General features: G+C 25.8%; 23 protein-coding genes. 8 read left to right on the top strand and 15 right to left on the bottom strand.

The window, feature by feature from the left end:
• Positions 1-66: 66 nt before the first annotated feature.
• The 6 genes from ABDZ71_RS07950 to ABDZ71_RS07975 all read right to left on the bottom strand — a co-directional run bounded on the left by ABDZ71_RS07950 (position 67) and on the right by ABDZ71_RS07975 (position 6,289).
• The gene (locus tag ABDZ71_RS07950) at positions 67-813 is read right to left on the bottom strand and encodes an ABC transporter ATP-binding protein (RefSeq protein WP_343760558.1); all 747 of its coding nucleotides are present in this window, start codon (positions 811-813) and stop codon (positions 67-69) included.
• A 307-nt stretch (positions 814-1,120) separates the two neighbouring features.
• Positions 1,121-2,077, bottom strand: a complete 957-nt coding sequence (locus ABDZ71_RS07955; protein WP_343760559.1) for a tRNA dihydrouridine synthase — start codon at positions 2,075-2,077, stop codon at positions 1,121-1,123.
• A gap of 112 nt (positions 2,078-2,189) precedes the next feature.
• Complete coding sequence (locus ABDZ71_RS07960) at positions 2,190-3,881, bottom strand: AAA family ATPase (protein WP_343760561.1); 1,692 nt, start codon at positions 3,879-3,881, stop codon at positions 2,190-2,192.
• A 253-nt stretch (positions 3,882-4,134) separates the two neighbouring features.
• A complete protein-coding gene (locus ABDZ71_RS07965) occupies positions 4,135-4,656 on the bottom strand; it encodes a VanZ family protein (protein WP_343760562.1) in 522 nt (173 codons plus the stop codon).
• Positions 4,657-4,803: 147 nt separating this feature from the next.
• Positions 4,804-5,412: a DUF3267 domain-containing protein gene (locus tag ABDZ71_RS07970; RefSeq protein WP_343760563.1), complete on the bottom strand. Its 609-nt coding sequence runs from the start codon at positions 5,410-5,412 to the stop codon at positions 4,804-4,806.
• Between the two features lie 28 nt (positions 5,413-5,440).
• Positions 5,441-6,289, bottom strand: a complete 849-nt coding sequence (locus ABDZ71_RS07975; protein WP_343760564.1) for a pentapeptide repeat-containing protein — start codon at positions 6,287-6,289, stop codon at positions 5,441-5,443.
• Positions 6,290-6,563: 274 nt separating this feature from the next.
• Here ABDZ71_RS07975 and ABDZ71_RS07980 point away from each other — a divergent pair, with 274 nt between their 5' ends.
• From ABDZ71_RS07980 to ABDZ71_RS07990, 3 genes are all read left to right on the top strand, one after another.
• Positions 6,564-7,490: a hypothetical protein gene (locus ABDZ71_RS07980; RefSeq protein ID WP_343760566.1), complete on the top strand. Its 927-nt coding sequence runs from the start codon at positions 6,564-6,566 to the stop codon at positions 7,488-7,490.
• A 189-nt stretch (positions 7,491-7,679) separates the two neighbouring features.
• Positions 7,680-8,387: a LytR/AlgR family response regulator transcription factor gene (locus ABDZ71_RS07985; RefSeq protein WP_343760567.1), complete on the top strand. Its 708-nt coding sequence runs from the start codon at positions 7,680-7,682 to the stop codon at positions 8,385-8,387.
• Between the two features lie 2 nt (positions 8,388-8,389).
• Complete coding sequence (locus ABDZ71_RS07990; protein ID WP_343760568.1) at positions 8,390-9,763, top strand: sensor histidine kinase; 1,374 nt, start codon at positions 8,390-8,392, stop codon at positions 9,761-9,763.
• Positions 9,764-9,921: 158 nt separating this feature from the next.
• Here the strand turns inward: ABDZ71_RS07990 and ABDZ71_RS07995 are convergent, their stop codons facing one another.
• The 3 genes from ABDZ71_RS07995 to ABDZ71_RS08005 all read right to left on the bottom strand — a co-directional run bounded on the left by ABDZ71_RS07995 (position 9,922) and on the right by ABDZ71_RS08005 (position 12,780).
• The gene (locus ABDZ71_RS07995) at positions 9,922-10,419 is read right to left on the bottom strand and encodes a hypothetical protein (protein ID WP_343760570.1); all 498 of its coding nucleotides are present in this window, start codon (positions 10,417-10,419) and stop codon (positions 9,922-9,924) included.
• Between the two features lie 65 nt (positions 10,420-10,484).
• On the bottom strand, positions 10,485-11,816 hold the full coding sequence (locus tag ABDZ71_RS08000; protein ID WP_343760571.1) for an MBL fold metallo-hydrolase: 1,332 nt from the start codon (positions 11,814-11,816) through the stop codon (positions 10,485-10,487).
• Between the two features lie 403 nt (positions 11,817-12,219).
• On the bottom strand, positions 12,220-12,780 hold the full coding sequence (locus ABDZ71_RS08005; protein WP_343760572.1) for a GNAT family N-acetyltransferase: 561 nt from the start codon (positions 12,778-12,780) through the stop codon (positions 12,220-12,222).
• Positions 12,781-13,258: 478 nt separating this feature from the next.
• Between ABDZ71_RS08005 and ABDZ71_RS08010 the strand changes: the two genes are divergently transcribed.
• Complete coding sequence (locus ABDZ71_RS08010; protein ID WP_343760574.1) at positions 13,259-15,058, top strand: aminopeptidase P family N-terminal domain-containing protein; 1,800 nt, start codon at positions 13,259-13,261, stop codon at positions 15,056-15,058.
• Between the two features lie 84 nt (positions 15,059-15,142).
• On the opposite strand, the gene ABDZ71_RS08015 is transcribed toward ABDZ71_RS08010, so the two are convergent.
• On the bottom strand, positions 15,143-15,598 hold the full coding sequence (locus ABDZ71_RS08015) for a YdeI/OmpD-associated family protein (protein ID WP_343760575.1): 456 nt from the start codon (positions 15,596-15,598) through the stop codon (positions 15,143-15,145).
• A gap of 338 nt (positions 15,599-15,936) precedes the next feature.
• Here ABDZ71_RS08015 and ABDZ71_RS08020 point away from each other — a divergent pair, with 338 nt between their 5' ends.
• Positions 15,937-17,730, top strand: a complete 1,794-nt coding sequence (locus ABDZ71_RS08020) for an aminopeptidase P family N-terminal domain-containing protein (protein WP_343760577.1) — start codon at positions 15,937-15,939, stop codon at positions 17,728-17,730.
• Positions 17,731-17,964: 234 nt separating this feature from the next.
• Positions 17,965-19,383 carry a peptide MFS transporter gene (locus ABDZ71_RS08025; RefSeq protein WP_343760578.1) on the top strand — a complete coding sequence of 473 codons (1,419 nt, stop codon included), beginning with the start codon at positions 17,965-17,967 and terminating at the stop codon, positions 19,381-19,383.
• Positions 19,384-19,570: 187 nt separating this feature from the next.
• Here ABDZ71_RS08025 and cloSI read toward each other — a convergent pair whose 3' ends face one another.
• Entirely contained in the window at positions 19,571-21,160 is a 1,590-nt protein-coding gene (gene cloSI / locus ABDZ71_RS08030) for a clostripain (protein WP_343760579.1), read from the bottom strand.
• Positions 21,161-21,790: 630 nt separating this feature from the next.
• On the opposite strand from cloSI, the gene ABDZ71_RS08035 reads away from it, so the two are divergent.
• Positions 21,791-21,991: a DUF6440 family protein gene (locus tag ABDZ71_RS08035; RefSeq protein WP_343760581.1), complete on the top strand. Its 201-nt coding sequence runs from the start codon at positions 21,791-21,793 to the stop codon at positions 21,989-21,991.
• 190 nt (positions 21,992-22,181) lie between these two features.
• On the opposite strand, the gene ABDZ71_RS08040 is transcribed toward ABDZ71_RS08035, so the two are convergent.
• The gene (locus ABDZ71_RS08040) at positions 22,182-23,141 is read right to left on the bottom strand and encodes a CPBP family intramembrane glutamic endopeptidase (protein ID WP_343760582.1); all 960 of its coding nucleotides are present in this window, start codon (positions 23,139-23,141) and stop codon (positions 22,182-22,184) included.
• Positions 23,142-23,731: 590 nt separating this feature from the next.
• On the opposite strand from ABDZ71_RS08040, the gene ABDZ71_RS08045 reads away from it, so the two are divergent.
• Positions 23,732-24,007, top strand: a complete 276-nt coding sequence (locus tag ABDZ71_RS08045; RefSeq protein ID WP_343760584.1) for a hypothetical protein — start codon at positions 23,732-23,734, stop codon at positions 24,005-24,007.
• 100 nt (positions 24,008-24,107) lie between these two features.
• Here ABDZ71_RS08045 and ABDZ71_RS08050 read toward each other — a convergent pair whose 3' ends face one another.
• The 3 genes from ABDZ71_RS08050 to ABDZ71_RS08060 form a co-directional block, all read right to left on the bottom strand.
• Positions 24,108-24,593 carry a hypothetical protein gene (locus ABDZ71_RS08050; RefSeq protein WP_343760585.1) on the bottom strand — a complete coding sequence of 162 codons (486 nt, stop codon included), beginning with the start codon at positions 24,591-24,593 and terminating at the stop codon, positions 24,108-24,110.
• A gap of 378 nt (positions 24,594-24,971) precedes the next feature.
• Positions 24,972-25,613, bottom strand: a complete 642-nt coding sequence (locus ABDZ71_RS08055; RefSeq protein WP_343760586.1) for a cysteine hydrolase family protein — start codon at positions 25,611-25,613, stop codon at positions 24,972-24,974.
• Between the two features lie 284 nt (positions 25,614-25,897).
• Positions 25,898-26,788, bottom strand: coding sequence for a LysR family transcriptional regulator (locus ABDZ71_RS08060; RefSeq protein ID WP_343760588.1), 891 nt, complete (start codon positions 26,786-26,788; stop codon positions 25,898-25,900).
• Between the last annotated feature and the right edge of the window lie 14 nt (positions 26,789-26,802).

Genomic DNA, 26,802 nt, shown 5'->3' on the forward strand with positions numbered 1-26,802 from the left:
AATCATTGGTTTTAATCTTATATAATAATTAAAATAAATATTTTTTATAACTTTATTTAACTCATACTACTCATTTTCAATTTCTGAAATTTCTTTTAGTATTTTTTCAAAGAAATCTTTTCTACTTAAGTTTTCTTTTTTTAATTCTTTTATGATTTCACCATCTTTAAATATTAAAATACGATTAGAAAAACTAGCAGCATAAGCATCATGAGTTACCATTAAAATTGTAGTATTTAAGTCTTTATTTACTTCACTTAATTTTAAAAGAAGCTCTTTTGCAGATGTAGAATCTAAAGCTCCCGTAGGCTCATCTGCAAATAAAATATTTGGATTTTTAATAATAGCCCTTGAAGCCGCTGCCCTTTGTTTTTGTCCACCAGATAATTCATAAGGGTACTTAGATAATTGCTCTTCAATACCAAAACGTTTAGCTAACTTTTTTACGCTACTCTCAATTTCCTTTGGAGTTTTCTTAAGTTGAGTAAGGGGTACAGATATATTTTCTTCAATTGTTAAACTATCTAATAAAAAATATTCTTGAAATATAAATCCTAAATTATTTTTTCTAAAATCCGAAGCTTTATTACTATTTAAATTTTTTATATTTATATTATTGATTATAATTTCTCCACTAGTAGGTTTATCAATAGTTGAAAGTACGTTTAATAAAGTTGTTTTTCCAGAACCAGACGCTCCCATAATACCAATAAACTCTCCATTTTCAACTTGAAATGATACTTTATTTAAGGAAGGTCTTTGATTTTTATTATAATTTTTTATAACATCTTTAACCTTTAATATTGTTTTCATTTTTATTTCTCCTTTTTTTATATTTAATGAAATGTGCATTTCTAATAGAAATTTTTCACTAAGTCTATAATCTTTTTATACTTTTTTTGTTTTTTAAACTACATCTTTTATTTCTATTTATAATTTTATATCTTCTATATTAAAATTTATTGAGTAAAAAGCGCACAAATCATAAGATTTTTACATAAAAAACTGACTATCTAGGATCTAGCCCTAAATAGTCAGCTTATATTTTTATTTCTATAACATAAATGTTACTTTTATCTATTAGAATACTAATATTTTTATTAAATCTTACTCTCTTAATTTAGTTATAAAAACTTTTTTCAGTATTTATTTCTTGATCTCTAAATAAACTTGAAACCGCTTCATTATAAGAATTTAGTTTTTGTGCTTTCTTTATTTTCTTAGCATATTTTTTATTATCTGAAAACATACAAATCATATATCCCCATAGTTCTTTCATTCTAAATAAGGCGTTCCTAGCTTCCCCATATAAATCTATATATCCACTTAATATTTCATCATGAAAATCTTTTAATACTTCTTTATTAATATTATCATTATGTTTTATTTCATTTATCAATCCAGGATTTGCTATTATACCTCTTCCTATCATTAGAGTTTTTACTTCTCTAAAAGTTTCTGTTAATTCATTATAGTCACTATTAGTAAAAATATCACCATTATAAATCACTGGATTTTTGCTTAAAGATAATGCATCTTTAAATACATCTAAATTAGGTTTATTTCCATAGAAATCTTTTTGAATTCTAGGATGGATAATTAATTCTTTTATAGGATATTTATTATAAATTTTTATCAAATCGTAAAATTCATCTGAACTATCTTTTCCTATTCTAGTTTTTATAGAAATTTTCATATCATCTATTTTAAATATTTCATCTAAAAATATATCCAATTCTTCTCTTTTAGCTAAAAATCCCGAACCTTTATTTTTTGAAACAACGGTTCCAGAAGGACATCCTAAATTTAAATTAATTTCATCATAACCTAGTTTTTGTAATTTCTTAGCAGTATTAATAAACCCCTCTGAATTATTAGTAAGTATTTGAGGAACCACATTTATACCTTTATTATTTTCTGGCAAAACGTCTTTTAATTCTTTAGTTTTAAGTTTTTTGCTTTCATTTGGAACAATAAAAGGTGTAAAGTATTTATCTATATTGTGAAAAAACTTTTCATAAGCATTTCTATATATATGTCCTGTAATTCCTTCCATTGGCGCTAAATAATATTTCATCATTTTCTCCTTTGTATGTAAATATTCTAAAAATATTATATCAGCCTTCTTTTTTCTTATCTACCTATTACTACTAAAATAAATTTAAAGCAAAATAAATTATTATAATCCCTTATACGTTATTTGTTGTACTAGATTTAATCATACAGTCCTTTTTATAAAAAGTTATTCCATATTTCAATATATTTGTGTACCCTTCTTCTATTAAAGGTCTATCGTATTTCTTATCTTCTATTTGTTTTAAAGCTTCATCACATTTTTCTTCTAATTCTCTTATGTTTTTTGCTACCTTTAATTCTAAAATTACCGCTGCTCCACGTCTATTGGGATATCTTATTACAATATCACTTCTACCTTTTCCAGATTCCCTGTTAGATTTTATAATATATCTTTTCATATTAATCAAAGTTCCTAGTAAGAAACCATGATAAAAGTTCTCGTAGGCGTCATAAAAACTTATACTTTCTACTAAAAGGTCAACTAATTCAAGTTCAAAGTTTTCTACATCTCCAGTTAGCATAGCATCATACATTTTTGTTAGGTTTTTAGATTTTACACCTTTTTCAAACCAATTTAAAATAGTATTTTTATAAATTATTCTAATTTCCTCATTAGGTATAGTTAACCCAGCAATTATTTCATTATTTTCATTCATTTTTATCCACTGTTTCTTTAAATAACCTGTGAAAAACAGAAAATTCCATAGGTTATCCATTGAAGAATCTATATCTCCATAAGTAATATCTTCATGTATAGGTTTTTCTACTAATTTACCTGCAATTAATTCTTCTATTTCGGCTTTTGTATCATCATCTGCTTTTTCAACTAAACTCCTAACTATACTATTTGAACTTGTATTTGCCCAATACGATATAGGAAAAGCATTTTTATCAATATATAAATCTTTAACATATTTTATAACACTCCAAGGATTATAAACTTCAGTATCTCCAAAAATATATCCATCATACCATGTCTTAACTGTATCTTCTTTTTCTTCTAAGTTATAATCTTTAAGAATTTTACTAACTTCTTCTTCCTTAAAACCAAAATATTCATCATAATATTTATTTAATATTGATATTATCTCTAAATTATTAAGTCCTGTAAAAATACTCTCTTTTGAAATTCTAAGGCACCCTGTCAAAACTGCAAATTCTAAATAATCATTAGTCTTTAAAGCTGATTCAAATAATGATCTTATAAAATCAATCATTTCACCATAAAACCCTCTAAAAAATGCATTTTCAAGAGGCACATCATATTCGTCTATTAATATCACTACTTTTTTATTATAAAATTGATTTAAACACTTAGATAAAAAATAAATAGAATCTACATAATAACTTTTACTACCTGTTTCTGAAGAAACTTTCATAAATCGCTCTTTAATATCGTCTGTAAAAATATTTCCTTCTAATATATCTATATGTTTTCTATACTCTTCTGAAATTTTTCTTATTATAGAAATATATGATAATTCAAAAGTTGGCTGTTTTGCAGATTTTAAAGAAAGATTTATTACAGGATATTTTCCCATATGTGATGTATACTTTTCACCTTCACCCATTATTTTAAAATCCTTAAAAAGGTATGAATTATCTTCTTTACTATATTCAAAAAAATGCTTTAACATACTTATGTTTAAAGTCTTTCCAAATCTTCTAGGCCTAGTAAAAAGATTCACTTGTGCTTTATTATCTATAAGATCTTTAATTAACAAGGTTTTATCAACATAATAATATTCTTTTTCTATCATAGTTTTAAAATTTTCTACACCTATTGGAAGCGGCTTAAAATTCATGCTTTACCTCCTAATCTTTTACCTATTATTAATATATATTATATAACATATACTAACCCTATTAAACTAAAACTACACTCTTTATATATCTTTTATATAACTAGTATACTATCCAAGCAAATTATTTTTCTTGCTACATTTAGCACAAAAATAATTTTCCAATCTCTTTAATTCACAACAATATGCTAAAAAATAAACCTACCTTAGATTTTTATATTTTAATCTAAGATAGGTTTTAAATCTTTATTATAAATTAATTATAAATCATAATTGCAGTTAAAATAGCTGAAACCACAACCATCATTAAAGTACTAGCAATAGTAACAAAAGTTTTTACCCTATCAGGTTTCTTAAATAATAATTTTAAGAAATAATATATTCCTACACCTATTACAGCACCTAAGGTATTAGTTATTACATCTGTTATATCAGTTGCACCAATGCCAAATATATATTGTATTGCTTCAAAGGCTATACTTAACATAGCCATTTTTAGAATTTTAATATATAATTTTGAATGTTTTTTAGTTAAATTTATATAAATTCCAATGGGTATGAAGAGCATCACATTTCCGTATATATCTAAATCAGTAAAATACCCATTTAACATTCCGCTAAAAGGAATTAAGTTAAGACTTCTAGAAAACCATCTTTCTTTACTAAACAGTTCAAAAGGTGATACATATTTAAAAAGAATATTCCAAAGCAAAAATGCCATATAAAATATAAACCCTAAAACAAGTAATACATTTAATATTTTCTCTTTCTTCTTCATTATATACCTCCCATACATTTAGAATAAAACATTTATATAAATAAAGGAAAAGTCATATATCATCAAGAAACCCTTCACTCGGACAAAATTCAAAATTTGTTATATATACTAAATTGGTTTAATAATTCTAAATTCAATATTAAAGGACTATTTTTCAAAGGCAACACATCCTACTAAATAAGGATGATCAACTATTATTGAATTATAATTTTTACGAATCAACCACAAAACATACATATCTCCGCCTCCACATAAAATGTGTAATCCACCAAACATAGCATAATAATAATTGCCTAATATTAATCCAATGATATAGGGTATTATACCTAAAATAATAGTAGGCATTGCACACCCTAAAGCATAGTTTTTAAATGGCATAGCTTCACTACAACAACAGTATGGTGTCAAAGTTGAAAGTTCAAATCCAAAACTTATAGCTTTATAGCCTTTTTTACAAGAATATCCCCAAGTAATTCCATGTATAAATTCATGGACAACAATCCCTATTACTACAACTATCCAAAATACACTATTTAACATAGGATAACTATAGTTATCCTTATAAATCATATGAAAAAGTAAGCAACAAATCATATAAATTGGTAGAAAAATTAATATTGCCATAACATTAGCCTTTAAAGTAGTAACTGTAAGTAATTTTTCTTTATATCCTCGATTAATCAATCCTTCACTTATCCTATTAAATTGGTCTATTCTCTTTCCTTTAAATTTTGATAATTTTTTCTTTCTTAACATCCTATCCTCATCCTTTAAAACTACATTATTACTTTTCCCAATGACTTGGACGCACTAGCATTTCTGGTAGCTTTGTATTTGAATCTCCTTTAGCTGCATTAATCTGAGCTTGTGTAAGAAATATACTTTTTGAAAGATTAGCCCCACTTAAATCTGCATCTCTAAGATCAGCGCCAATTAGGTCTGCCCCACTTAAATCTCCCCCTCTAACATTAGATGCAATAAGGCATGCTCCTCTTAAATCTGCTCCTCTAAGATTAGTTTTTTTCAAGTTTGCGCCAAAATAATCTACTCTTCTATGTCCTCCGCTATTTTTTGAATTTCCCTTCTTTCTATAAGAATATTTATTGCGTATCATTTCACTAGTATTTTTAAGAAACTTGTTAACCTCATTTCTATGAATTTCTACATCTACTTCTAGTAACGAATTAGGATCAAGCATAGTAAGCCTTTCAGTCTTGTCCATTAATAACTTTATGTCTTCTTTTATAGATTTACTTTTTTCAAGAGTAAATGCTTCTGAAAGATACCATAGCATTTCATGAAGTTGTCTCATAATCAAAAATCCATCAAACATTTCCTTAGAATATTTAGAATTTTTTCTCCAATCCTCACCTTTATAAGTAACTTGAGCCAACTTTTGCCCTGCTCCAAAACAGTCATAAGCCATGCATCCTTTTAATCCTTTATCTTTAAGATTTTTATGAACAGAACAAGTAAAATCCTTTTTTAAATTTATACAAGGTTTGCCTGCATCTTTATTTGTTGGAAACCCTTCTGAAGCTGAAAAGTACAATGCAACGCAACATAATCCAAAGCATTTTTTACAATCAACTCTTAGTTCTTTTTTACGTTTATCTTCATTTGTATATCCCATATATATTTACCTCTTATTATAAATTATAATTTTTTCAACTCCTAAATTATACCATATTATACTTACATGCAACTATAAAAAATACCTAAATCTAACTAAAACAGTTTTATCTTTTTTAATTTTAATAATATAAATCAAAAACTAAGTTTATTAATATAAAGATACTATTTATTACAATTTAATGACTTGTTATTACAATCTAATAGATTTAATACTTAAGTTTACGATATAAAAAGTGTATTAAGTATAAATTCACTAAAAAGGAGGCTTATATATGAATATTTCTTTTTCCACACAAAAACCAGCATGTTTAGGAAATTCATGTCATGGTTTTAATTTATCTAAAAATTCTCTTACTAATAAAGAAAATGGAATAAACAAAAACAGTAAAAAAAATTCTTTAAGCATAAAATCAAAAGGAAATAATCTATTAAAAAGTTTAATGAAACAAAAATTAAATTTAATAGATCGTAAAAATAACCTTATGGAAAGAAGCTTAAAAAACGGTGAAAATCCAACAACTTTAAAAGAAAAACTTGAAAAAATTGATAAACAAATTGAAGAAATTAATAAACAAATAAGTGAGTTTCAATTAAAAAAACAACGTAAAAAAATTGATAAGAAAGATAACAATAGGAAAGAAAAAGAATCTAAAGAAAATTTAAAAGATAAAAATCCTAACTATACAAAAGCCGATTCTTCAATAAATAACCTTTTAAATCTTTCTACTAATTTAAGAAAAGCTAAAGCTCTATCATCTCAAAGAAAGTTAATGACTGGAAATGCAAGAGTTCTAGAATCTGAAATAAAAATAGATGAAAAAAGAGGACTCAATCCTAAAAGAAAGAAAAAACGTCTTTCTAAGCTAAAAAATAACATCGAAAATTTAACCGAAAAATTAAGTAATGACCTAAAGCACATAAACAATAAATCTAATATAAATAAAAAAGATATTCCTTCAAATTCTATTTCTATTAATAATAGCACCGAAGAAAATACTAATCTAGATGGGAACAACTCTTTAGATAGTATAGCTACAAAAAGTAAAGGGAAAATAAATTCAAAAATTAGTAATCAATCAATCTCTAGAAATAAATCAACAATAAAAGAGAAAAAAGCTTTTCAAAATATTAAGCAATACAAAAATAAGCTTAAAAATGGATCAGAAGGAAATTCTAAAAAATTTAATATTACAGCCTAAGTTATTTGAAAAATTCCTTGGTTTTTCTAAATTAAAGCTTAAAAACATATTATATTAACCACTTACTTTAATAAAATACACTATATTAATTTTTTATTATAGAAGAAATTACTAATATTAAATACTATTAGAGCCTGTAGAAATCTCAACTACAGGCTAATATGTTATAATTATTTCCGGGGTGATTCTATGCTTAAAATAGCTATATGTGATGATGAAAACAATCAAAGAAATCTAATAGTCCATATGGTTTATACTGCTTTAAATTTAAAGAATAAAGCCTTTAAAATTTTTGAATTTGAAAACGGAGAAAAATTACTATATACAAAAAACATTTTTGATATATATTTTTTAGATATAAAAATGGATAGTTTAAATGGTATAGATGTTGCAAAGAAAATTAGAACAATAAATGAAAAATCAATCATTATATTTATAACTGGCCTTAAAGATTATGTTTTTGATGCATTTGATGTTCAAGCTTTTCATTATATTTTAAAACCTATTAATGAAGATAAGTTTAGAAAAGTTCTATATTCAGCAATAAAAAATTTTGATAAAAAAGATAAATTTATTATTGCTAAAACAATGAAAAATTCAACTAAAATCTTGCTTAAAGACATAATATATATAGAATCTCAACGAAGAAAGTTAAAAGTACATACTACTTATAATGTTATTGAATATTATCATAAAATATCAGACATTGAGAAAGAAATATGCGAAAATACTTTTTTTAGATGTCATAAAAGTTATATTGTAAATTTAAAATATGTTAGAAGTTACGATAATATCTTTATAACCTTAAAAAACTCTGAAAAAATCTATATATCAAAATACAAACTATCAGATTTTTCAAAAGCATTTATGTACTATTTAAAAGATGAGGTAAATTAATAATGGACAAACAATCTATAGTGAAAATCACTGAAATTTTATCAACATGTTTTACGCTTCCTTTTCTATATAGTATTAAATATTATTTTTATAAAAGATTTTTAGGTTTTAAACACAAACCATACAAATTTATTTTATTTTCTATATTATTAACACTATTTAATTTTTTCCCAATTAAAATAGGTTCTGACTTACTTAATATAATTATAAGTGATGTGATTTGGCTATTAGGTATATTTTACTTATGTAACGGAGGTTTTTTAGTTAAATTTTATGCTGTAATTGTTGATGAAATAGCATTATTACTAATTAATCTTTCTTTTTTAGTATTTGATTTTAATGCTCTTACAATTATACATAAAATAGATATATCTTTTAGTGGACACATTATTATTAGCTTTATGAGTAACGTTATTAATGACCTTGTACGGTTTTCTTTATTATTTATATTTTTAAAAAATATATTAAAATTATTAAATTTTAAAAATAAAAAAATCAATCTATATCAAGGTTTATACTTATTAATCCCTTGTTTGTCTACATATGCTTTAGGAGTTATTTTTTATATTATTCAAGAAATCAAAGTTAATAATAAAGCCTACTATTTGCCACACATATTCCCTAAGACTTATTATATTCTACCCTTTGTAAGTTTTGCTTTATTAATATCTATATTGATGATAAGCTATACCTTTAACAAAATGCTTCAATGTGAAAAAGAAGAGAAAAAAAATCTACTTATGGGTCAACAACTTAAACTTCAATTTAAACATACTAAAGATGTTGAAGAGCTCTACAATAATATAAAAACTGTAAAACATGACATGAATAATCATCTATGCTGTTTAAAAAATTTAGTTAATACTAATAATATTGAGGAAATGAAAAAATATCTTGGTAATATTAATAAAACTATAACCAAACTTGATTTTCAAATAAAAACAGGAAATTGCATATCCGATGCAGTCATAAATGAGAAATTTAATATTGCTAAATCTAAAAAAATAAATTTTGAATGTGATTTTATAATGCCTAAAGAAACTTTGTTAGCGCCTATTGATACATGTGTTATTTTAAGTAACGCTTTAGACAATGCCATTGAATCTTGCACAAGAATTGTTAATAGTAATATTCCTAAATCAATCTTAGTAAAATCATACATAAGAGATATGTACTTAATAATTGAAATTTCTAATACTACTATAGATAAACTCCAATATAATAAAAATAAAATTATAAGTAAAAAATCAGACAAAGCTAACCATGGAATAGGCATTTGTAATATAAAATCTACTGTAAAAAAATATAATGGAGTAGTTGATATACTAGAAGAGAAAAATAAATTTACTATAAATATTATGATTAAAATCAAATAGTATTTTCACCTTACTAACTAAAAAAGAGCAAGCCCATCTTAATATCAGGCTTACTCTTTTATTATAATCTTTTATTTTTATTTTAAAATTCATCAGAAAAATAATTAAATACCCTCTGATTAATTATATAAATAAGGCATACATTTAACCTTTCATAATTAATAAAACCACTTTGTCGGTAATAAAAATGTCCATGGGGCTGTTATAATTGCAATAGTAAGTGAAATTTTAAATCTTATAATCTCTTCTTTAATATGATTTTTAAAAACAAATTTATAATTAAATAAAAATATAAATACAGCTGATATAAAAATACATACTATTATTATTATTACTGCTAAATAATTTGAAAAAGGATCATATGATATTGCTGATAAAAGTTTATTAGATAAATTGAAACAGTTTAATAAAAATAATATAAATGCACCTATGAAATCTGATAAAAAACCATATAACCAAACTTTCAATATGCTTTTCTTATAAAATGTTTTTAAATTAAACTTTTTATTTCCTAACTTATATGCAAAAAAACATCCTACTATTACTAAAGAATCAACCATATAATTACCAATAAGTGTTACAAATATAAACGGTGGAAAAAATAATAAAATCCAAATAGGGAAAATTAAATTATATAATTTTATTGTTTTTTTCATATTTAAATCTCCTGTACTATATTAATCGTAAATTTAAGGATCATATTTAAAGTTAATCTAGATACTTAGTAACATTTCTTACAAGGCTGATACCCTGCATTTTCAGCATCTTGTCTGTTCATTTTTCTAGCCTTATTTGGATTCATTCTGCCACAGTCCGGTCTACTATGATATTTCTTTCCTGTAGCAGATATCCAAACAGTCTCCCCTACTTTGTTTTGATTTGATTCACTAACTGAACTACTTTGATTACTTGAATTCGTTGACTCTTGTTTAACTGTTCTAGTTTCATTTTGGCTAGAACTATTTGAAGTCTTCGTAGAACTAGAATTACTTGTACTACTATTTACACTAGTGGAACTACTACTTGATTTACTACTAGTAGAATTACCTTTATAAGATCCTGGTTTACAATTAAATTTTATAGTCTTTCCATCGCTTGTAGCTATAACTGTTCCATTTTCATCAGTTCTATAAACATTTATATTTTTACTCTTAAGTCTATCCATAACCCCTTGGTGTGGATGTCTATAATCGTTATCTTTTCCTACAGATACAACTGCATATTTAGGATTAACTTTTTCTAAAAAATTACTTACTGTAGAGGTTCTTGATCCATGATGCCCTACTTTTAAGACATCTGCCTTTAAATCTAAATTAGCTTTAACCATTTCCATTTCAGAAGTACCTTGAGCATCTCCTGTAAATAAAAATGAATTTTCACCGAATTCTACTTTTATAACTATAGAATAATCATTTAAACTTTTATATGAACTACTTTTCGGTGATAATATTGTGCATTTAGCGTCTCCTAATTTAAAGCTATCTCCTACATTTGGATTAGTAAATTTCAATCCTTTATTTTTAGTTGCATTTACTACATCTCTAAAAGTCTTAGTAGTACTTGTAACTTTGGGCATATATACTTTCCCAATTTTAAAACTATTAATTACATAATCCATACCACCTATATGGTCTTCATGTGGATGTGTTCCTACTAAAAACTCTAAATTAGTTACACCTTGATCTTGTAAGTATTTTTTCACAAGATTGCTATCTTCATTATTTCCAGCATCTATAAGCATATTATGTCCATTTTGCTGAAGTAAAATTGAATCTGCTTGTCCAACATCTATGTAATGAACTTTCAAAGTACCTAATGATTTATCTTTTACGCTATCACTTATGGCAGCTTTTGAATCTTTTGATGTTTTATTCTCTACTTTATCTTTAGAACTACAACCACTCATAAAAAACACCAAAAATAATGCAAATGATGTCAATACTGCTTTCCCAATATTTTTAAATTTATCTTTTCTTTTAGCTAAAAAAACCATAGACATTAACATACATACTATGAAAACTAAAACTCCTACTGTATTCATTAATTGAAACAAAATAACTCCTCCTTCTTTATAAATCACTATATAATTATACTAAAATATGAAACTTATTCAATATATTCCTATAATATTAGTTTGTAAAAATACAAGTGAAAAATATATATCCACATTAAAGTATTCTTCAAATATTATATTCGTCATTCAACTTTCAATACTGTTGAAGACTCTTAAAATTAATCATCAAAGAATTTATAACAGCACAACAAGCTTTTATCCTAGCTTTTCTTAATGTTAGATACAGTAAAAAAGTAAGATTTGGTGTAGATAACCACGAGATCTTACTTTTTTATTTGAAGTTTATCAATAATGAAAGTCCAAACACTCTTATCTATCAAAGCTTAAAATAAAATATGTTGAAACTAAGTCGATCTTATTACATTTTCACTCTCAATAAAATTTACATAGATTTTTGTAATACTCTATTTGCTACTCTTTTAGCCATTAAAATATCTGGCTTACCAAAACCACTTGAATCTGGTATTACACCAACTATTTTAAATCCAAGTTTTAAATAAAATTCATAAGGATTGTTATTTAAATTCTTTATGTTTTCTAATTGCTTAAAAATATTTGGATATATATCTTTTCCACCTAGAGTCGTTTCATTATTGACATCTTCTACCCCTAAAATAATTGTTCTCCCTTTCCTTAAAGCCACTAACTTTTCAAATTCACAAACAAGGAATTTTCCAATATTTTTTCTTTGATACTGCTTATCTACTACTATAGGTTGTATTTCCCATATATTTGCATTATACTGTTCAATACCACAAATCCAGCCTAATACCCTATCATCCTCATTTACTGCAATTATATTAATTTTGCTTTCATCTATAGAACTAATTATTACCCTACGTGCAATTTCTATATTGGAAAAATCTTTAAAATTATCAACAAGTAACATCTCGCATTGTTTTATATATTTTTTATTTTCTAGTGATAAAGGAATGATTTTCATAATATTTTATTATACCTTTCAAAATATTTTATAACATAAAAAATAAGATTTAAAAATGCTTATAAGTTTTCATATTACAATAATCAATTCGACATTTATCTATGAATTCCTTCATAATTACATATTTACTATATAATTACATATATCTGTATAATTATAATATTACGTAAATTTCATTAGTATAGTCTAATCTTTTCAAATAAAATTGTATTATTAAATTCAATTAGCTTTTAATTAGATATATTTTTTCAAAAATCATTAACCATTGTAAATAACTAAACAGTCTTTTGTAATAAAAATTTATTAAGTTTTTTTCTGTTATTTGCTCAAAGTTATTCATATTTTTCAGTTATTTGAAATTCTTCCTGCACCTTTATATATATTTTTACAATTTTCATTACAATTGTTATAGTTTTCCTTCCATTTTTGTGTTATAATTTGCTCGAGAATATATACTCATTGAAAGGGGATTAATATAATGAAAGTAACTGAAAGACTTAAAAAATTAAGAGCCTTGATGGCTGAAAAAAATATTGACATGTATATCGTACCCACTGCTGATTTCCATCAAAGCGAGTATGTTGGCGAACACTTCAAAGCTAGAAAATATATAACAGGATTCTCAGGTTCTGCAGGAACTGCTATTATCACAATGGACAGTGCAGGACTTTGGACAGATGGAAGATATTTTCTTCAAGCTGGAAAACAACTAGAAGGAACAACTGTTAAATTATTTAAAATGGGTGAACCAAACGTTCCAACTATAGAAGAATACATTGAAAACACATTATCTTCAAAAGGAACTCTTGGATTTGATGGTCGTGTAGTTTCTATGGGTGACGGACAAGCTTATGAAAAAATAGTCAAAGGTAAAGATGGATCTATAAAATACGATTGCGATTTAATTGACGATGTATGGAAAAATGAAAATCGTCCACCACTTTCCGAAAAACCAGCCTTTGCTCTTGATATAAAATATACTGGTGAATCTACAACATCTAAATTAGAACGTGTTAGAAAAGAAATGAAAAATTCTGGTGCAAATACTCATGTAATCACATCTTTAGATGATATAGCATGGCTTCTTAATATCCGTGGAGATGATATTGAATTTTTCCCACTAATATTAAGCTATGTAATCGTTACTATGGATGAACTTCATCTTTTCATAAATGAAGCTAAATTAAGTGATGAAATAAAATCAACTCTTAAAGAAAATGGCTTAACAGCTTTACATCCATATAATGATATATACGATGCAGTTAAAAAATTCTCTGATTCTGATGTAGTATTAATTGACCCTGCTAGAATGAACTATGCATTATATAATAACATCCCTGAAAATGTTAAAAAGATAGAAAAACAAAATCCATGTGTTTTATTTAAAGCTATGAAAAACCCAACTGAAATTGAAAATATTAAAAAAGCTCAAATAAAAGATGGAATTGCCCATACAAAGTTCATGTATTGGTTAAAACATAATGTTGGAAAAGAAAAAATTACAGAAATGAGTGCTTCTAGAAAATTAGAAGAATTCCGTAAAGAGCAAGAAGGCTATATTCGTCAAAGCTTTGAACCAATATGTTCATTTGGTGAACATGCAGCTATAGTTCACTACACTTCTTCTCCTGAAACTGATATAGAACTTAAAGAAGGTAATTTCTTCTTAACAGATACAGGAGCTGGTTTCTATGAAGGCTCTACTGATATTACAAGAACTTATGCTTTTGGAGAAATACCACAAATAATGAAAGATCACTTTACTATAACACTTCAAAGTAATCTTCACCTTGCTCACGCAAGATTCCTTTATGGATGCAATGGTATGAATTTAGACATAGTTGCACGTGCTCCATTTTGGAATAATAATTTAAACTTTAACCATGGAACAGGTCACGGTGTTGGATATTTAATGAATATACATGAAGCACCAACAGGATTCAGATGGCAATATCGTGCACATGAAGTTCATCCATTTGAAGAAGGTATGGTTCTTACTGATGAACCTGGAATATACATTGAAGGTTCTCACGGAATAAGAATTGAAAATGAAATTCTTGTATGCAAAGGTGAACAAAATGAATATGGTCAATTTATGTACTTTGAACCAATTACTTTTGTACCTATAGACTTAGATGCAGTAAATCCTGACTTAATGACCATCCAAGAAAAAGCTTGGTTAAACAAATACCATAAAGATGTTTATGATAAAATCTCACCATACTTAAGTGAAGATGAAAAAACATGGTTAAAAGAATATACTAGAGAAGTTAAATAACAATTAAAAATTTCAATTTAATGTGGTTATTCTGAAGCACTGCTCCATAATAACCACATTATTATCTATCTTTTTTTATTAAAACTATAACTTTTCTTTGTTTTTCAGTTTTTCTATTGTAATATTTAAGCGTTTAAATCTAGTTTCCTCTTTTTTAGCAGAATTAATCCATGTGACATATTTCTTTTTCATCGAAAAAGATAGACTCTCCCAAAAATTTTTTATATCATCGTCCTTAATTATAATCTTCTGTAATTCATCAGGTACTTGAACCCTTCTTTCTTCTTCATCTTTTTCTATTGTAACTGTTATTGAATCACCAAAAGTCTTGCCTATATCATTTCTTATCTTTTTAGTAATCCCTATCATATAGCACTTTCCACCCATGCGTACAATAGATCCTCTATACTTGTAGCCGTCAAATGTAGCTTTTACTTTAGGTCTTTTACTACCATAAATTTTCTCTACATCAAATGGAATCTCAACATAACTAGCATCTTTACCTTCCATTTTTTTTATTTCTCCAATAAATTGCTCCACTTCCCCACCTCCTTTATCTATTATTTGAATTGTACTTACTATGTATGTCAAACTTATCATTCTATCTTAGTTTTTCTAATAAACACATATTTATTATATAGTCTTTCTTATATTAATTTCTATTCTTTTTTTATTACAAACCTTCTTAATTATTTTCTATTTATTATTTAAACTTTTTAATATCTATGTTTTTTATGATTCATCTTTTTAATTGTATGAACTTTATTATTCATTTTCCTATATTTTTTACCATATATTATAATATATGGTATAGTTTTACCAGATTTTATGCTATAATTTTTACAAGAAGATTAACTAATTGAAAGGAGATTAACATAATGGAAGTATCTTATAAACTCACAAAATTAAGAGCTTTGATGGATAAAAAAAACATTGATATGTATATTATACCTACTGATGATTTCCACCAAAGTGAGTATGTTGGTGAACATTTTAAAGCCAGAAAGTATATTACTGGTTTTACTGGTTCTGCAGGAACTGCTGTTATTACAAAAGATAATGCAGGACTTTGGACAGATGGAAGATATTTTCTCCAAGCTGAAAGCGAGTTAAAAGAAACACCAGTAAAATTATTTAAAATGGGACAGCCAAAAGTTCCAACCATAGAAGAATATATAAAAGATAAGCTTTCCTCAAATGGAACCCTTGGATTTGATGGTAGAGTTATTTCTATGGGTAAAGGTCAAACTTATGAAAAAATTGTATCAGATAAAAAAGGTAACATAATTTACGACTGTGATTTAATTGATGAAATATGGGAAGACCGTCCACCTCTTTCTAAAAAGAAAGCATTTGCTCTTGATATAAAATACACTGGAGAATCTGTAGCTTCAAAATTAAAGCGTGTTAGAGAATCAATGAAAGAAAATGGTGCAAATACCCATGTAATTACAGCTCTAGATGATATAGCATGGCTTCTTAATATCCGTGGAGATGATATTGAATATTTTCCTCTAGTTTTAAGTTATCTAATAATTACTATGGATAAAGTCCATCTTTTCATAAATGAAGATAAATTGAGCAATGAGATTAAATCAGATCTTATAAAAAATGGTGTAACATCTATACATCCTTATAATGAAATATATGAAAAAGTCAGAAGATTCACTAATTCTAATATATTATTACTTGATCCTATTAGAATAAATTATGCATTATATAAAAGTATTCCAGAAAATGTTAAAAAAATAGAAAAAGAAAATCCTTGTATTTTATTTAAAGCTATGAAAAATCCAACTGAGATTGAAAACATTAAAAAAGCTCACATAAAAGACGGCGTTGCACATACAAAATTTATGTATTGGCTTAAAAATAATGTAGGAAAAGAACATATTACTGAAATTAGCGCATCTGATAAACTAGAAAATTTAAGAGCAGAGCAAGAAGGTTTCATCCGTCCAAGCTTTGAGCCTATCTGTGCCTTTGGAAAACATGGAGCTATTGTACATTACTGTTCAACTCCAGAAACTGATGTAGAACTTAAAGAAGGTACTTTACTATTAACAGATACCGGTGGCGGATACTATGAAGGTTCCACTGATATTTCAAGAACTGTTGCCTTTGGAGAAATTCCTAAAGTTATGAAAGACCACTTTACTGCAACTTTAAAAAGTAATCTTCATCTTGCTCATGCAAACTTTCTTCATGGATGTACTGGAATGAATTTAGATATACTTGCTCGTGCACCCTTTTGGAATCAAAACTTAAACTTTAACCATGGAACCGGTCACGGTGTTGGATATTTAATGAATATTCATGAAGATGCAGCATCAATAAGATGGCAATACCGTCCTAATGATACTCGCGCCTTTGAGGAAGGAATGATTGTTACTGATGAACCAGGTATTTATATAGCAAATTCTCATGGAGTCCGTATTGAAAATGAACTTCTTGTATGTAAAGGTGAGAAAAATGACTATGGCCAATTTATGCATTTTGAACCAATTACATTTGTACCTATAGACTTAGATGCAGTAAACCCTGACATCATGACTATAAAAGAAAAAAATTGGTTAAATGAATATCACAAAGATGTATACCATAAAATTTCACCATATTTAAATAAGGAAGAAAAAGAGTGGCTAAAAAAATACACTAGGGAAATTAACTGATAATTAATAAGTAAAAATTAATATATAACAATTAAAAAAAATAATCAATAAATAAAAATAATAATTAAAATATAACAATTACTAATTTAAAAATTTAATGAATAAGTAAAATATAAAAATCAATAGTTATAAAATTAAATTTAGTACTTTTAAAAAAACAACTTGGGGAAATTGATTTTTAAAAATCATTTAATAAATATACGTACTATTAAAATAATAAAGGGGGATTATCAAATGGAAAAAACAAATTTATCAGTAAAAACAAAGAAACCAAAACATCCTATTGGTCTATCACTTGTAAACATATCTATAGCTCTTCAAAGTTATGCAGGTTATGCAGTAGCCTCTATACTAATACTATTTTTTACAGCTGATGTAAGCAAAAACGGTCTTGGACTAAGTGTAACAAAAGCTGCTGGAATCATCGGTTTATATCAAGGTGTAAACTATATGGGATCTCTAGTTGGCGGATATATAACAGATAAATGGCTAGGTATTCAAAAATCACTAGCATTAGGTTCCTTTTTAACTGCCTGTGGATACTTGGTATTGTTCTTTGCAAAGCCGAAAGTTTCAAGTATATGGCTAGGACTTATAGTATTAATTATTGCTGGAGCCTTTTTCAAAGGTCAAATCAGTTCTCTTGTAGGATGTCTTTATGGAGAAAAGGAATTATCAAAAAAAGATGCTGCCTATAGTATATTCTATATGTTTATAAATATTGGTTCTTTCTTTGGACCTATAATTGCAGGATTAATTTCTGATCAATGGTTTGCTAAAGTAGCAGCAAGCGGTGAAATTGCAGCATATGGTTATAAATATATATTCTTAATGTGTGCTATTATAATGGTCTTTGTAGGTGCTTTAATATTAATTTTATCCCCTAGATGGTTAGGTGATATTGGTAAATACCCAGTTTCAAAGGGTGAAGGTAAAAAATCTTCTTCAAAATCTAAAGAAAAAGATACAAAAACACCTTTAACAGCTATAGAAAAAAATCGTATCAAAGCAATGCTTGTTATGTTCTTGTTTGTAATTATATTTTGGTCTGCTTGGTACCAAACTGCCACTTCTTTCGCTTTACTTGCTGATAAACTTGTAGATAGAAAATTTGGCGGCTTCACAATGCCTGTACCTTGGCTTACTTCTGTTAATGCAATCTTTTGTGTAGTATTTTCTCCAATACTTGCAAGTATATGGGTAAAACGTTCTAACAGTAGCAAAGGAGACTTATCCGTTCCTACTAAAATGGGACTAGGACTTATTTTAGCTGGTATTTCTTTTATAACCTTAATTATAGGTATTGGAACACTTGGCGGCGTAACAGATGGAAGCAGACAAATGAATATACTTTTCATTATTGTAGCTTACTTCTTACTAACAATAGGAGAACTATGCCTATCCCCTATTGGAATGGCAATGTTTAATAAACTAGCTCCTGCTAAATATGGTTCCCTTGCTATGGGTGCATGGTACTTAAGTTTCTTCTTCTCAAACTTAATTTCAGGAAGACTTGCTGGATTTACAGATACTATGGGATATACACAAATTTTTGGAGTAATAGCTGGTGTAGTAATTGTATTTGGTGTCCTACTTATTTTAATGAGAAAAGGATTATTAAAACTTATGGCTTTAGAAGAATTTAATAACTAAATAAAGCTTCTAAATAGTAAATAAGATTTAACATAAAAAACGGATGATTTAAAATCATCCGTTTTTATTAACATTTAAATATATCTTTTCAAATAACTTCGGTATTTTGCTAAAATATATTTTTTCTAATATTTTCATTTAACTTAATTATATAAAAATAACTAGCTAATTATTTATATAAACAGCTCTACCATTGATAATGGTTAACTCCTCCTTTTGAATCGTTACTATTATCAAACCAAGAATCTAAAAGTTCAAACCAATTACCAACTTTATTTACTTTAGAATTTTGACCATCTTTGCACCATCTTAACTTACCATAAGGTGGCATATCTGCTTTAGCTGTATCTATTGAATTATACCAAGTTTGTAATTTAAAGTATGAACTACTACCTATAGTTCTTCCAAAATAATCCTTGAATAAATATTTTCCTTTTCCATCTGGCATAAATATACTTAATCCATTTTTACCTTCTTTAAATCCTTGGTAATTAGAATTTCCAAAAGAATATCCTATCATTTCATCTATTTTATTCATACAATTTGTAGCTAATAATTTAGTTTCTTTACTAAAATTTTTACCTTGACTTATCTTTTCACATAAATCATATACATCAAAATATGGATAAGATGCCCAATCATCTTGTTCATTTTCATCAAAATAATGCATTAGCTTAACATCTGTATCTTTACTTCCTCTTAATTTTTCAACTTCAGCCTTTTCATTTTCTTTACTTAAATTAACTGCTAACTTATCTATTTCATTTTTAACTTCATCAGCTTTAGTTAAATCATAATAACTTAATTGTTGATCATCACCATATACGCTGTTTTTAGTAGAATCTTTTTGTTCCTCTACAAACAAAGCTCCAAGCTCTTTATTTGTAATAGTTTCAGGATCGAAAGTTTTTTCTTTTCCACCTAATATTGAATCATTTTCATTACTAACTTGATTACCAGATTTTATCCTACTTAAAATTTTATCATATTTAAAACCAGCACCCCAAACACTTGGAGCAGATGCTACTAAACTATCAGCTGAAAACCCACCATTTCCTGGCTTATATTGATATGCTACTTCTGCTGTTCCCATTAAACATGCATCAAATGCCAAAACATCAACAGACTCTTTAGATGTTAAGTTATCAGAGATTTCTGCCATATAAAGACAATCTGAATCATTAGTATCATCCCAACAAATAGCTTTCTTTAAATTAGGATCTATTTTTAATTTTTCTCTTGCGCCTCCACCATGATTTGACATTATAAGAACATATTTATCAGCTTTATAATTAGCTTTACAATAGTTAATGAACTTTTTGAGAACATTTGGATCTCCCATATTAGCTTCGTAATTTCCCTTAAGAGTTATTTCTGGGAATTCATTTTTACCACTTAGTCTAGTAGTTTTATTATGCTCTATTTTATATAATCTTGTATCTGAAAAATTTTCTCCAAGAACTGACTTATTGTTAGTATATTCAGGTGTCCTATCTACAAGTCCTACTAAATTCAAATTAGGATTATCTTGATATCCTGTTTTCATCTCTTGAATATCAGATAATAAACTAGATTCTAAATTATTATCAGCATCACAATAATACATAATTGTAACTTTTTGACCACTACTTTTAGCTTTTTCTACTTCTCTTTGAACAGTTTTTAAATCACTTTTGTTTGAATTATTCACTGTTTTAGCATAAACTGGCCTAGCACCAATTAAAGAAAAAGAAAATAAAACAGCCCCTAACATAACAGATAATTTGTTTTTTAACATTTTATAGCCCCCCAAAATTTATAAAATATAACAATGTAAAATATAATAATCTTAAAAAAATAAATCCATATAGATGTAAGCCCCCAAATGCTGATTAATCCTATATTTTAAATATAGCTTGTCCATTAACATGCTAAAATATAATATCTAATATTAATATTTCTAGAATTTAAATTATAAAATTAGTTCAACTAAATAAAATATAGTATTTGACATATTTTTATGTCATATTTCTATTATAAGTCCTTAGATTAAGTATTATTTTACATTTTTTATATTTTTATTAATTTTACCTGATTTTCACATATTTTCAAAATACAAAACACTACTAATATTCTCCATATTAGTTCTTAAATTCAAATTACCTCTTTCTTACAAGTAATAGATAACTAAATTATTTGAATTGGGTGATTTTTCTAAATAATTATGTTAAATCATAATATATTTCCATAAAAAACATTTAACCTTTTTAATAAAACTTTATTTATTTTATTAAAATATGCTCTGAAACTATTACTCATATAAAATAGACATATCCATCTAATATATAATTTTATTTTCACAAACTTTATGTTAAAATTTTTATAATATGGAATTTTTATAAAATATAAACATTAGGGGAGATATTGAATGGGTAAAAAGAAAAGATTTGTTGAAATATATAGCCAAGGTAGCTTAATGGGTAACTCATATGAGGTAATAGTAGATGCTGAAACTGGAGTGAATTATTTATTCATGAACTCTGCTTCTACGTATTCGGGCTTTACTGTCTTATTAGATAAAGATGGTAAGCCTGTTGTTAGTGATGTTAATAACCTAAAAAATGACTAATATTAACACTAACTATAGAACTAAAAGCTCCTAATAAATAAAATTAGGAGCTTTATCATTTTATATAATTTTAAAAAAGAACTATATAAATTTCTAAAAAAATAAGTAGATGGATTAATTCACATTAAATCCTCTACTTATTTCTTATATTTATGTTACTAATAGATTCTTAGATGTATTATAATTTTATTTAATTTAAAAGGTATAACCTAACTAATTCAAGTCCAATTGAATATACACACATTATGATTACTCCTATAAAAGGCCAATTAAATATTTTAATTTTACCAGTTATATTGTTTTCTCTTTTAAAATTTTCTACTTGTCTTTCATCAGAATAATTATTTACTTCTGCTAATTTTCTAATAAGTAAAATTATAATCATTACACAAATTGCAGTAATTACTGAAAGACTTATTATGGTGGCCATATCTATCATAGCTGTTGGATCAGTTGATGTAGCTTTTTGTGGTATAAAATGCGCTAAAACTGTTGAAAACCCATTATAAACAAAATGACAAATCATAGATGGTATAATAGAATTAGTTATTCTAACTATATAGGCAAATACTATGCCCATTATAAAAGCATAAGCAAATTGATTTCCATTTCTGTGTAATGTTCCAAAGAAAAAGCCTATAACAATAGCACTTTTTCCTATACTTATACCATCATATCCAGATAAAGCTACCCCTCTCATAGTAATTTCTTCAAAGATAGCAGGCATTAATGCTATTACACATAACTTTACTACAAGTGGAATTCCAGAAAAAGTATTTTGAATTGCCACTCCCATACTAGGAAAAATATATAGGGAAAGTAAATTAGCAAATGCTAAAACAGGATAAATGCAAATAAATATTCCTAATATTATTAATAAACTTTTACCGCTTACTTTATTTAATCTCAATACTTTTTTAAAAGATTTTTTAGTTATTTTTAAATAAACAATTGTAGATCCTAATAAAATAATTACTTGAGGCAACACAAAACTTACCATTATTTTACTATATAATGTATTTGGAATTTTAGGTGCAATGAAGGTTAAAGCCATACTAAATGCTATATATAAAACCATAATTATAAGAACAAATAAGTTAGCACCAAAAACTCCACTTTTCTTCGAATTAAGAATTTTTTCTTTATTCATAAATATTCTCCTTAGTAATAAAATATATTTTTATTGTTATAAATTAAAATAAAAGCTCTACATTAAAACTCTAATGTATAGATTAATACATATATTTTATATTTGAGCTTTTAGAAAAATTATACATTTTTCTTTTATTTTGTGTCAATTACTATAGTTATTATGTGATTAAATCTTATATAAATCCCTGCTCTATTCACTTATAATCTTTTATTTAAAGGTACATTTCTAATTAAAGCTATATTATTAATTACAACTTGTATCCATATACGAAGTATAACTTATAACCTAAATACTAAAGCAAGATATCTCACCTATAACAAGTATTTTCTTTTAATTATAAGAATTCACCATAAGGTTTTTCTTTTTTACATTTTTTATAATATTTTGTAATTTTAAACTGAAATATCTAATTTTACATTAACTTTATATTACCTTTATAATTAACTTAAATTTATATATTGTTTAAATTTAGTCAAAGTAATTTAAACTTAAAAGAATTCTCACTATTCTAGTATAGAGTACTTATGTTATTCATAAAAAAACAAAATAAATTAAAAATCTTTTTAAATTAAAATGAGGTGAATTTTATGGAAAGCCTAGCATTAATACTTATTGTACTTGCAGTACTCGGTATACCCTTTCTATTCTATAACAAAAAAATTGTTTTTGAATTAGATGATAGATATTATAATATGAAAAATCTAAATAAAGCAGCTGCTGAATACTTAAGAAGCAAAGGCAAAATTTGTGAAGTTATAGATACAACAACTTTATTAGTTGATGGTAAAAAATACACTCTAACTGAAAGAACTATAAATATGAAAGCACCTGTACAACAAGTAGTTTTAGTAAAAGCTAAATAATTTTATATAATTATACTTTCTTTCTAAGCATAACTATACGTCCACTAAAAATAATAATAAAGTTTAAAGATGCAATAAGTAATACTTGCATCTTTTTTATCTAGGACACATAAAATATTTTTTTATCTAATATCTCTTCTATTTTTTTAACATCTTGTCCTTTTATTTTTATATTATTTATCATAAATGATTTTCTTATATCAAATTCTATATAATCATCTTTAATTTCATAAAATTTAATATCTTGCCATTTAATAAAACGACTTATAAATATACCATTTTCGCATATTGTATTACTTTTTTTTGAAATAGGAATAGTACTACTACTTAAAGATACCATTGGTACTAACCCACTGCAAGAACTGCCTACATATATACTATACACCACTATTGCCATACTAAAAACCAGTAAAACTCTAAGAATAACAATGCACACATTTCTTGTTTTTTTATGCTTATATATGTTTAAATCTAATAAAATTTCTCCAGCTTCTTTATTTATTTTTTGATTGTGTAATAAAGTAATAGCAATAAATAGAATTGTACCTATTAAAAATACTATTTGTACAATTTGAAATGTACTCATTTTCTGTTCCCCCATTTATCTTAAGCTTAACACCTATTATTTTATCGTTGATTTTACTAAATACTCATGTTAAAATCATAACATATTTCATAAAAAGGTAAAAGTTACTATTTAATTCTAATAAATAGTAATTGATTAACATTCAACAAAATATACAAATTCCATACATAGATAATGATACTATTCCAATAATGCTAGGATTATTAAGTACATTTTGCTCTTTTTACATTGCAATAAAGAGTTCAAAAAATAATAAATCTAAGAAAAAAAATGATTGTATATAATACTACTATATACAATCATTAAATAACTTTAAAACCTAAATATAAAGTTTCTTTATATTCTATTATTTTTTTATTTAATCTTTATTATTTGAATTTATTCTACTCTTTTAACGATTTCAATACCATTAGTTTTCATATTATATAAAGTAAAAATGTTCATTAAATCAGCATCGTGTGAACCCATATCATAAGTTTCTACTGTGTTTATTGGAACTATTATTCTTTTATCTAAATTATGTTGGTCGAAGAACGTTTTAAGTGTTAAAGCAAAATTTGACACACATATATCAGTGCATACCCCTGTTATTATATAGTTATTAATATGTCCGTGATTTTTAAGCCATTTTTTAAAACCTATAGCATGAAAACCATTTGTACTGTTTTTCTTTATAAAAGTTGATTTATCATCAATAATATCCTTATCTTTTAACCATGTTACAAGCTCTGTTTCCTCACTATCCTCAAGGCAATGTACAGGAAAACTTTTAAATTCTGTAGATTCTTTAGTATGACTATCTATAAAAAATATTTTATCTGATCCAGAAATTTTCTTAATTAATGAAACTAAATCTTTTTCTATTTTTTGAGTTCTATCTGTTGCTAAAACTCCTATATCTGAAAATCCTCTAATCACATCAACAACAACTAATGCAGTATCTTCTTTTTTTAACTCATTAATATCCAAAGGACTTACATTTAAAATTTCCTCTTTTACAAGATTAATTTTCTCAAGCATATTACAACCTCCTCTATTCCAATCATATTTTAATAAATATGTAGTAAAAAGATAAATTTTCAAAAGTTATCTGTCATCTTAATATAATTAATACAACTATTAATCATAAAATAATCTAATTTAATAAAACTCCCAATATATATTTAACTTATTATATATTTTATGTTACTTTATATTCCTCTTATTTTATTTTAAACTAATTTCCACAATCATAAAATAATTTTGTGAAAAATTTTAGTTAAAGTTATATTAAATTTGAGAATCAGAAAAAACTCAAACAAAATTTACTCACTCTTATTTAACGTACTTTTTACTAACTTAATGAAGAGCTTCATTGCTGGACTAAGCCATTTATTTTTGTGATAAACACATTGAGCAGTTATTTTTTTATTTGGAATTGATGTTTCTAATTCAACTAAGGCACCTTTTTTCAATTCATCTTTAACAGTAAATCTTGGTAAATAAGCAACTCCCAAATTACCAGCAACACTTTTCTTAATAGTTTCAATACTATAAAGTTCAATTATATTATTTAAATTAATATTCTTATCTTTCATATATTTTTCAAATATTTCTCTGTTAATACTTTGTTTTTCTAGTCCAATGAGAGTTAGATCTTTATTTTGATTTGGCGTTATAAAATCTCTTTTATCCATGTTCAAATCTGGTGAGCAAACTAAAGCTAGCGAAAAAGCCCCCAATTTATCTGTTGTAACAGAATTATGTTTTCCTATATCATAATAAACACCTATATCAATATCTCCATATATAATAGCATTTTGTAAAATATAACAATTAACAGAAGTAAAAGTTAATTCTACTTTTGGAGCCATAAGCTTAAATTCTTTTAACACATCTTGCATTTTATATGATAATAGTGATTCAGCTATTGCAATTTTAAGCTTACCACCTAACTCTTTATTTGACTTTCCATAATTTTTAATCTTATTTACTGATTCAACAACTACATCAATCTGTGGTAGAACATCTTTACCAGCTTGTGTCAAAACCATATTACGCCCTATCTTTTCAAATAATTTCACTCCTAATTCAGCCTCCAGTGATTTAATTTGAGAAGTAACTGTTGATTGAGTATAAGATAACTTTGAAGCAGCTTTTTGAAAACTGCCTTCCTGAAGAATTGTTTTTAAAGTTATAAAATATTTTAAATCCATACTTAATCTCCTGA

It is taken from the genome of Clostridium oceanicum, assembly GCF_039521385.1.
GTDB lineage: Bacteria > Bacillota > Clostridia > Clostridiales > Clostridiaceae > Clostridium_F > Clostridium_F oceanicum.

Excerpts from the sequence above, each read along its gene's own strand:
- ABDZ71_RS07950 (WP_343760558.1), bottom strand. The coding sequence starts at position 813 with ATGAAAACAATATTAAAGGTTAAAGATGTTATAAAAAATTATAATAAA.
- ABDZ71_RS07955 (WP_343760559.1), bottom strand. The coding sequence starts at position 2,077 with ATGAAATATTATTTAGCGCCAATGGAAGGAATTACAGGACATATATAT.
- ABDZ71_RS07960 (WP_343760561.1), bottom strand. The coding sequence starts at position 3,881 with ATGAATTTTAAGCCGCTTCCAATAGGTGTAGAAAATTTTAAAACTATG.
- ABDZ71_RS07965 (WP_343760562.1), bottom strand. The coding sequence starts at position 4,656 with ATGAAGAAGAAAGAGAAAATATTAAATGTATTACTTGTTTTAGGGTTT.
- ABDZ71_RS07970 (WP_343760563.1), bottom strand. The coding sequence starts at position 5,412 with ATGTTAAGAAAGAAAAAATTATCAAAATTTAAAGGAAAGAGAATAGAC.
- ABDZ71_RS07975 (WP_343760564.1), bottom strand. The coding sequence starts at position 6,289 with ATGGGATATACAAATGAAGATAAACGTAAAAAAGAACTAAGAGTTGAT.
- ABDZ71_RS07980 (WP_343760566.1), top strand. The coding sequence starts at position 6,564 with ATGAATATTTCTTTTTCCACACAAAAACCAGCATGTTTAGGAAATTCA.
- ABDZ71_RS07985 (WP_343760567.1), top strand. The coding sequence starts at position 7,680 with ATGCTTAAAATAGCTATATGTGATGATGAAAACAATCAAAGAAATCTA.
- ABDZ71_RS07990 (WP_343760568.1), top strand. The coding sequence starts at position 8,390 with ATGGACAAACAATCTATAGTGAAAATCACTGAAATTTTATCAACATGT.
- ABDZ71_RS07995 (WP_343760570.1), bottom strand. The coding sequence starts at position 10,419 with ATGAAAAAAACAATAAAATTATATAATTTAATTTTCCCTATTTGGATT.
- ABDZ71_RS08005 (WP_343760572.1), bottom strand. The coding sequence starts at position 12,780 with ATGAAAATCATTCCTTTATCACTAGAAAATAAAAAATATATAAAACAA.
- ABDZ71_RS08010 (WP_343760574.1), top strand. The coding sequence starts at position 13,259 with ATGAAAGTAACTGAAAGACTTAAAAAATTAAGAGCCTTGATGGCTGAA.
- ABDZ71_RS08020 (WP_343760577.1), top strand. The coding sequence starts at position 15,937 with ATGGAAGTATCTTATAAACTCACAAAATTAAGAGCTTTGATGGATAAA.
- ABDZ71_RS08025 (WP_343760578.1), top strand. The coding sequence starts at position 17,965 with ATGGAAAAAACAAATTTATCAGTAAAAACAAAGAAACCAAAACATCCT.
- cloSI (WP_343760579.1), bottom strand. The coding sequence starts at position 21,160 with ATGTTAAAAAACAAATTATCTGTTATGTTAGGGGCTGTTTTATTTTCT.
- ABDZ71_RS08035 (WP_343760581.1), top strand. The coding sequence starts at position 21,791 with ATGGGTAAAAAGAAAAGATTTGTTGAAATATATAGCCAAGGTAGCTTA.
- ABDZ71_RS08040 (WP_343760582.1), bottom strand. The coding sequence starts at position 23,141 with ATGAATAAAGAAAAAATTCTTAATTCGAAGAAAAGTGGAGTTTTTGGT.
- ABDZ71_RS08045 (WP_343760584.1), top strand. The coding sequence starts at position 23,732 with ATGGAAAGCCTAGCATTAATACTTATTGTACTTGCAGTACTCGGTATA.
- ABDZ71_RS08050 (WP_343760585.1), bottom strand. The coding sequence starts at position 24,593 with ATGAGTACATTTCAAATTGTACAAATAGTATTTTTAATAGGTACAATT.
- ABDZ71_RS08055 (WP_343760586.1), bottom strand. The coding sequence starts at position 25,613 with ATGCTTGAGAAAATTAATCTTGTAAAAGAGGAAATTTTAAATGTAAGT.
- ABDZ71_RS08060 (WP_343760588.1), bottom strand. The coding sequence starts at position 26,788 with ATGGATTTAAAATATTTTATAACTTTAAAAACAATTCTTCAGGAAGGC.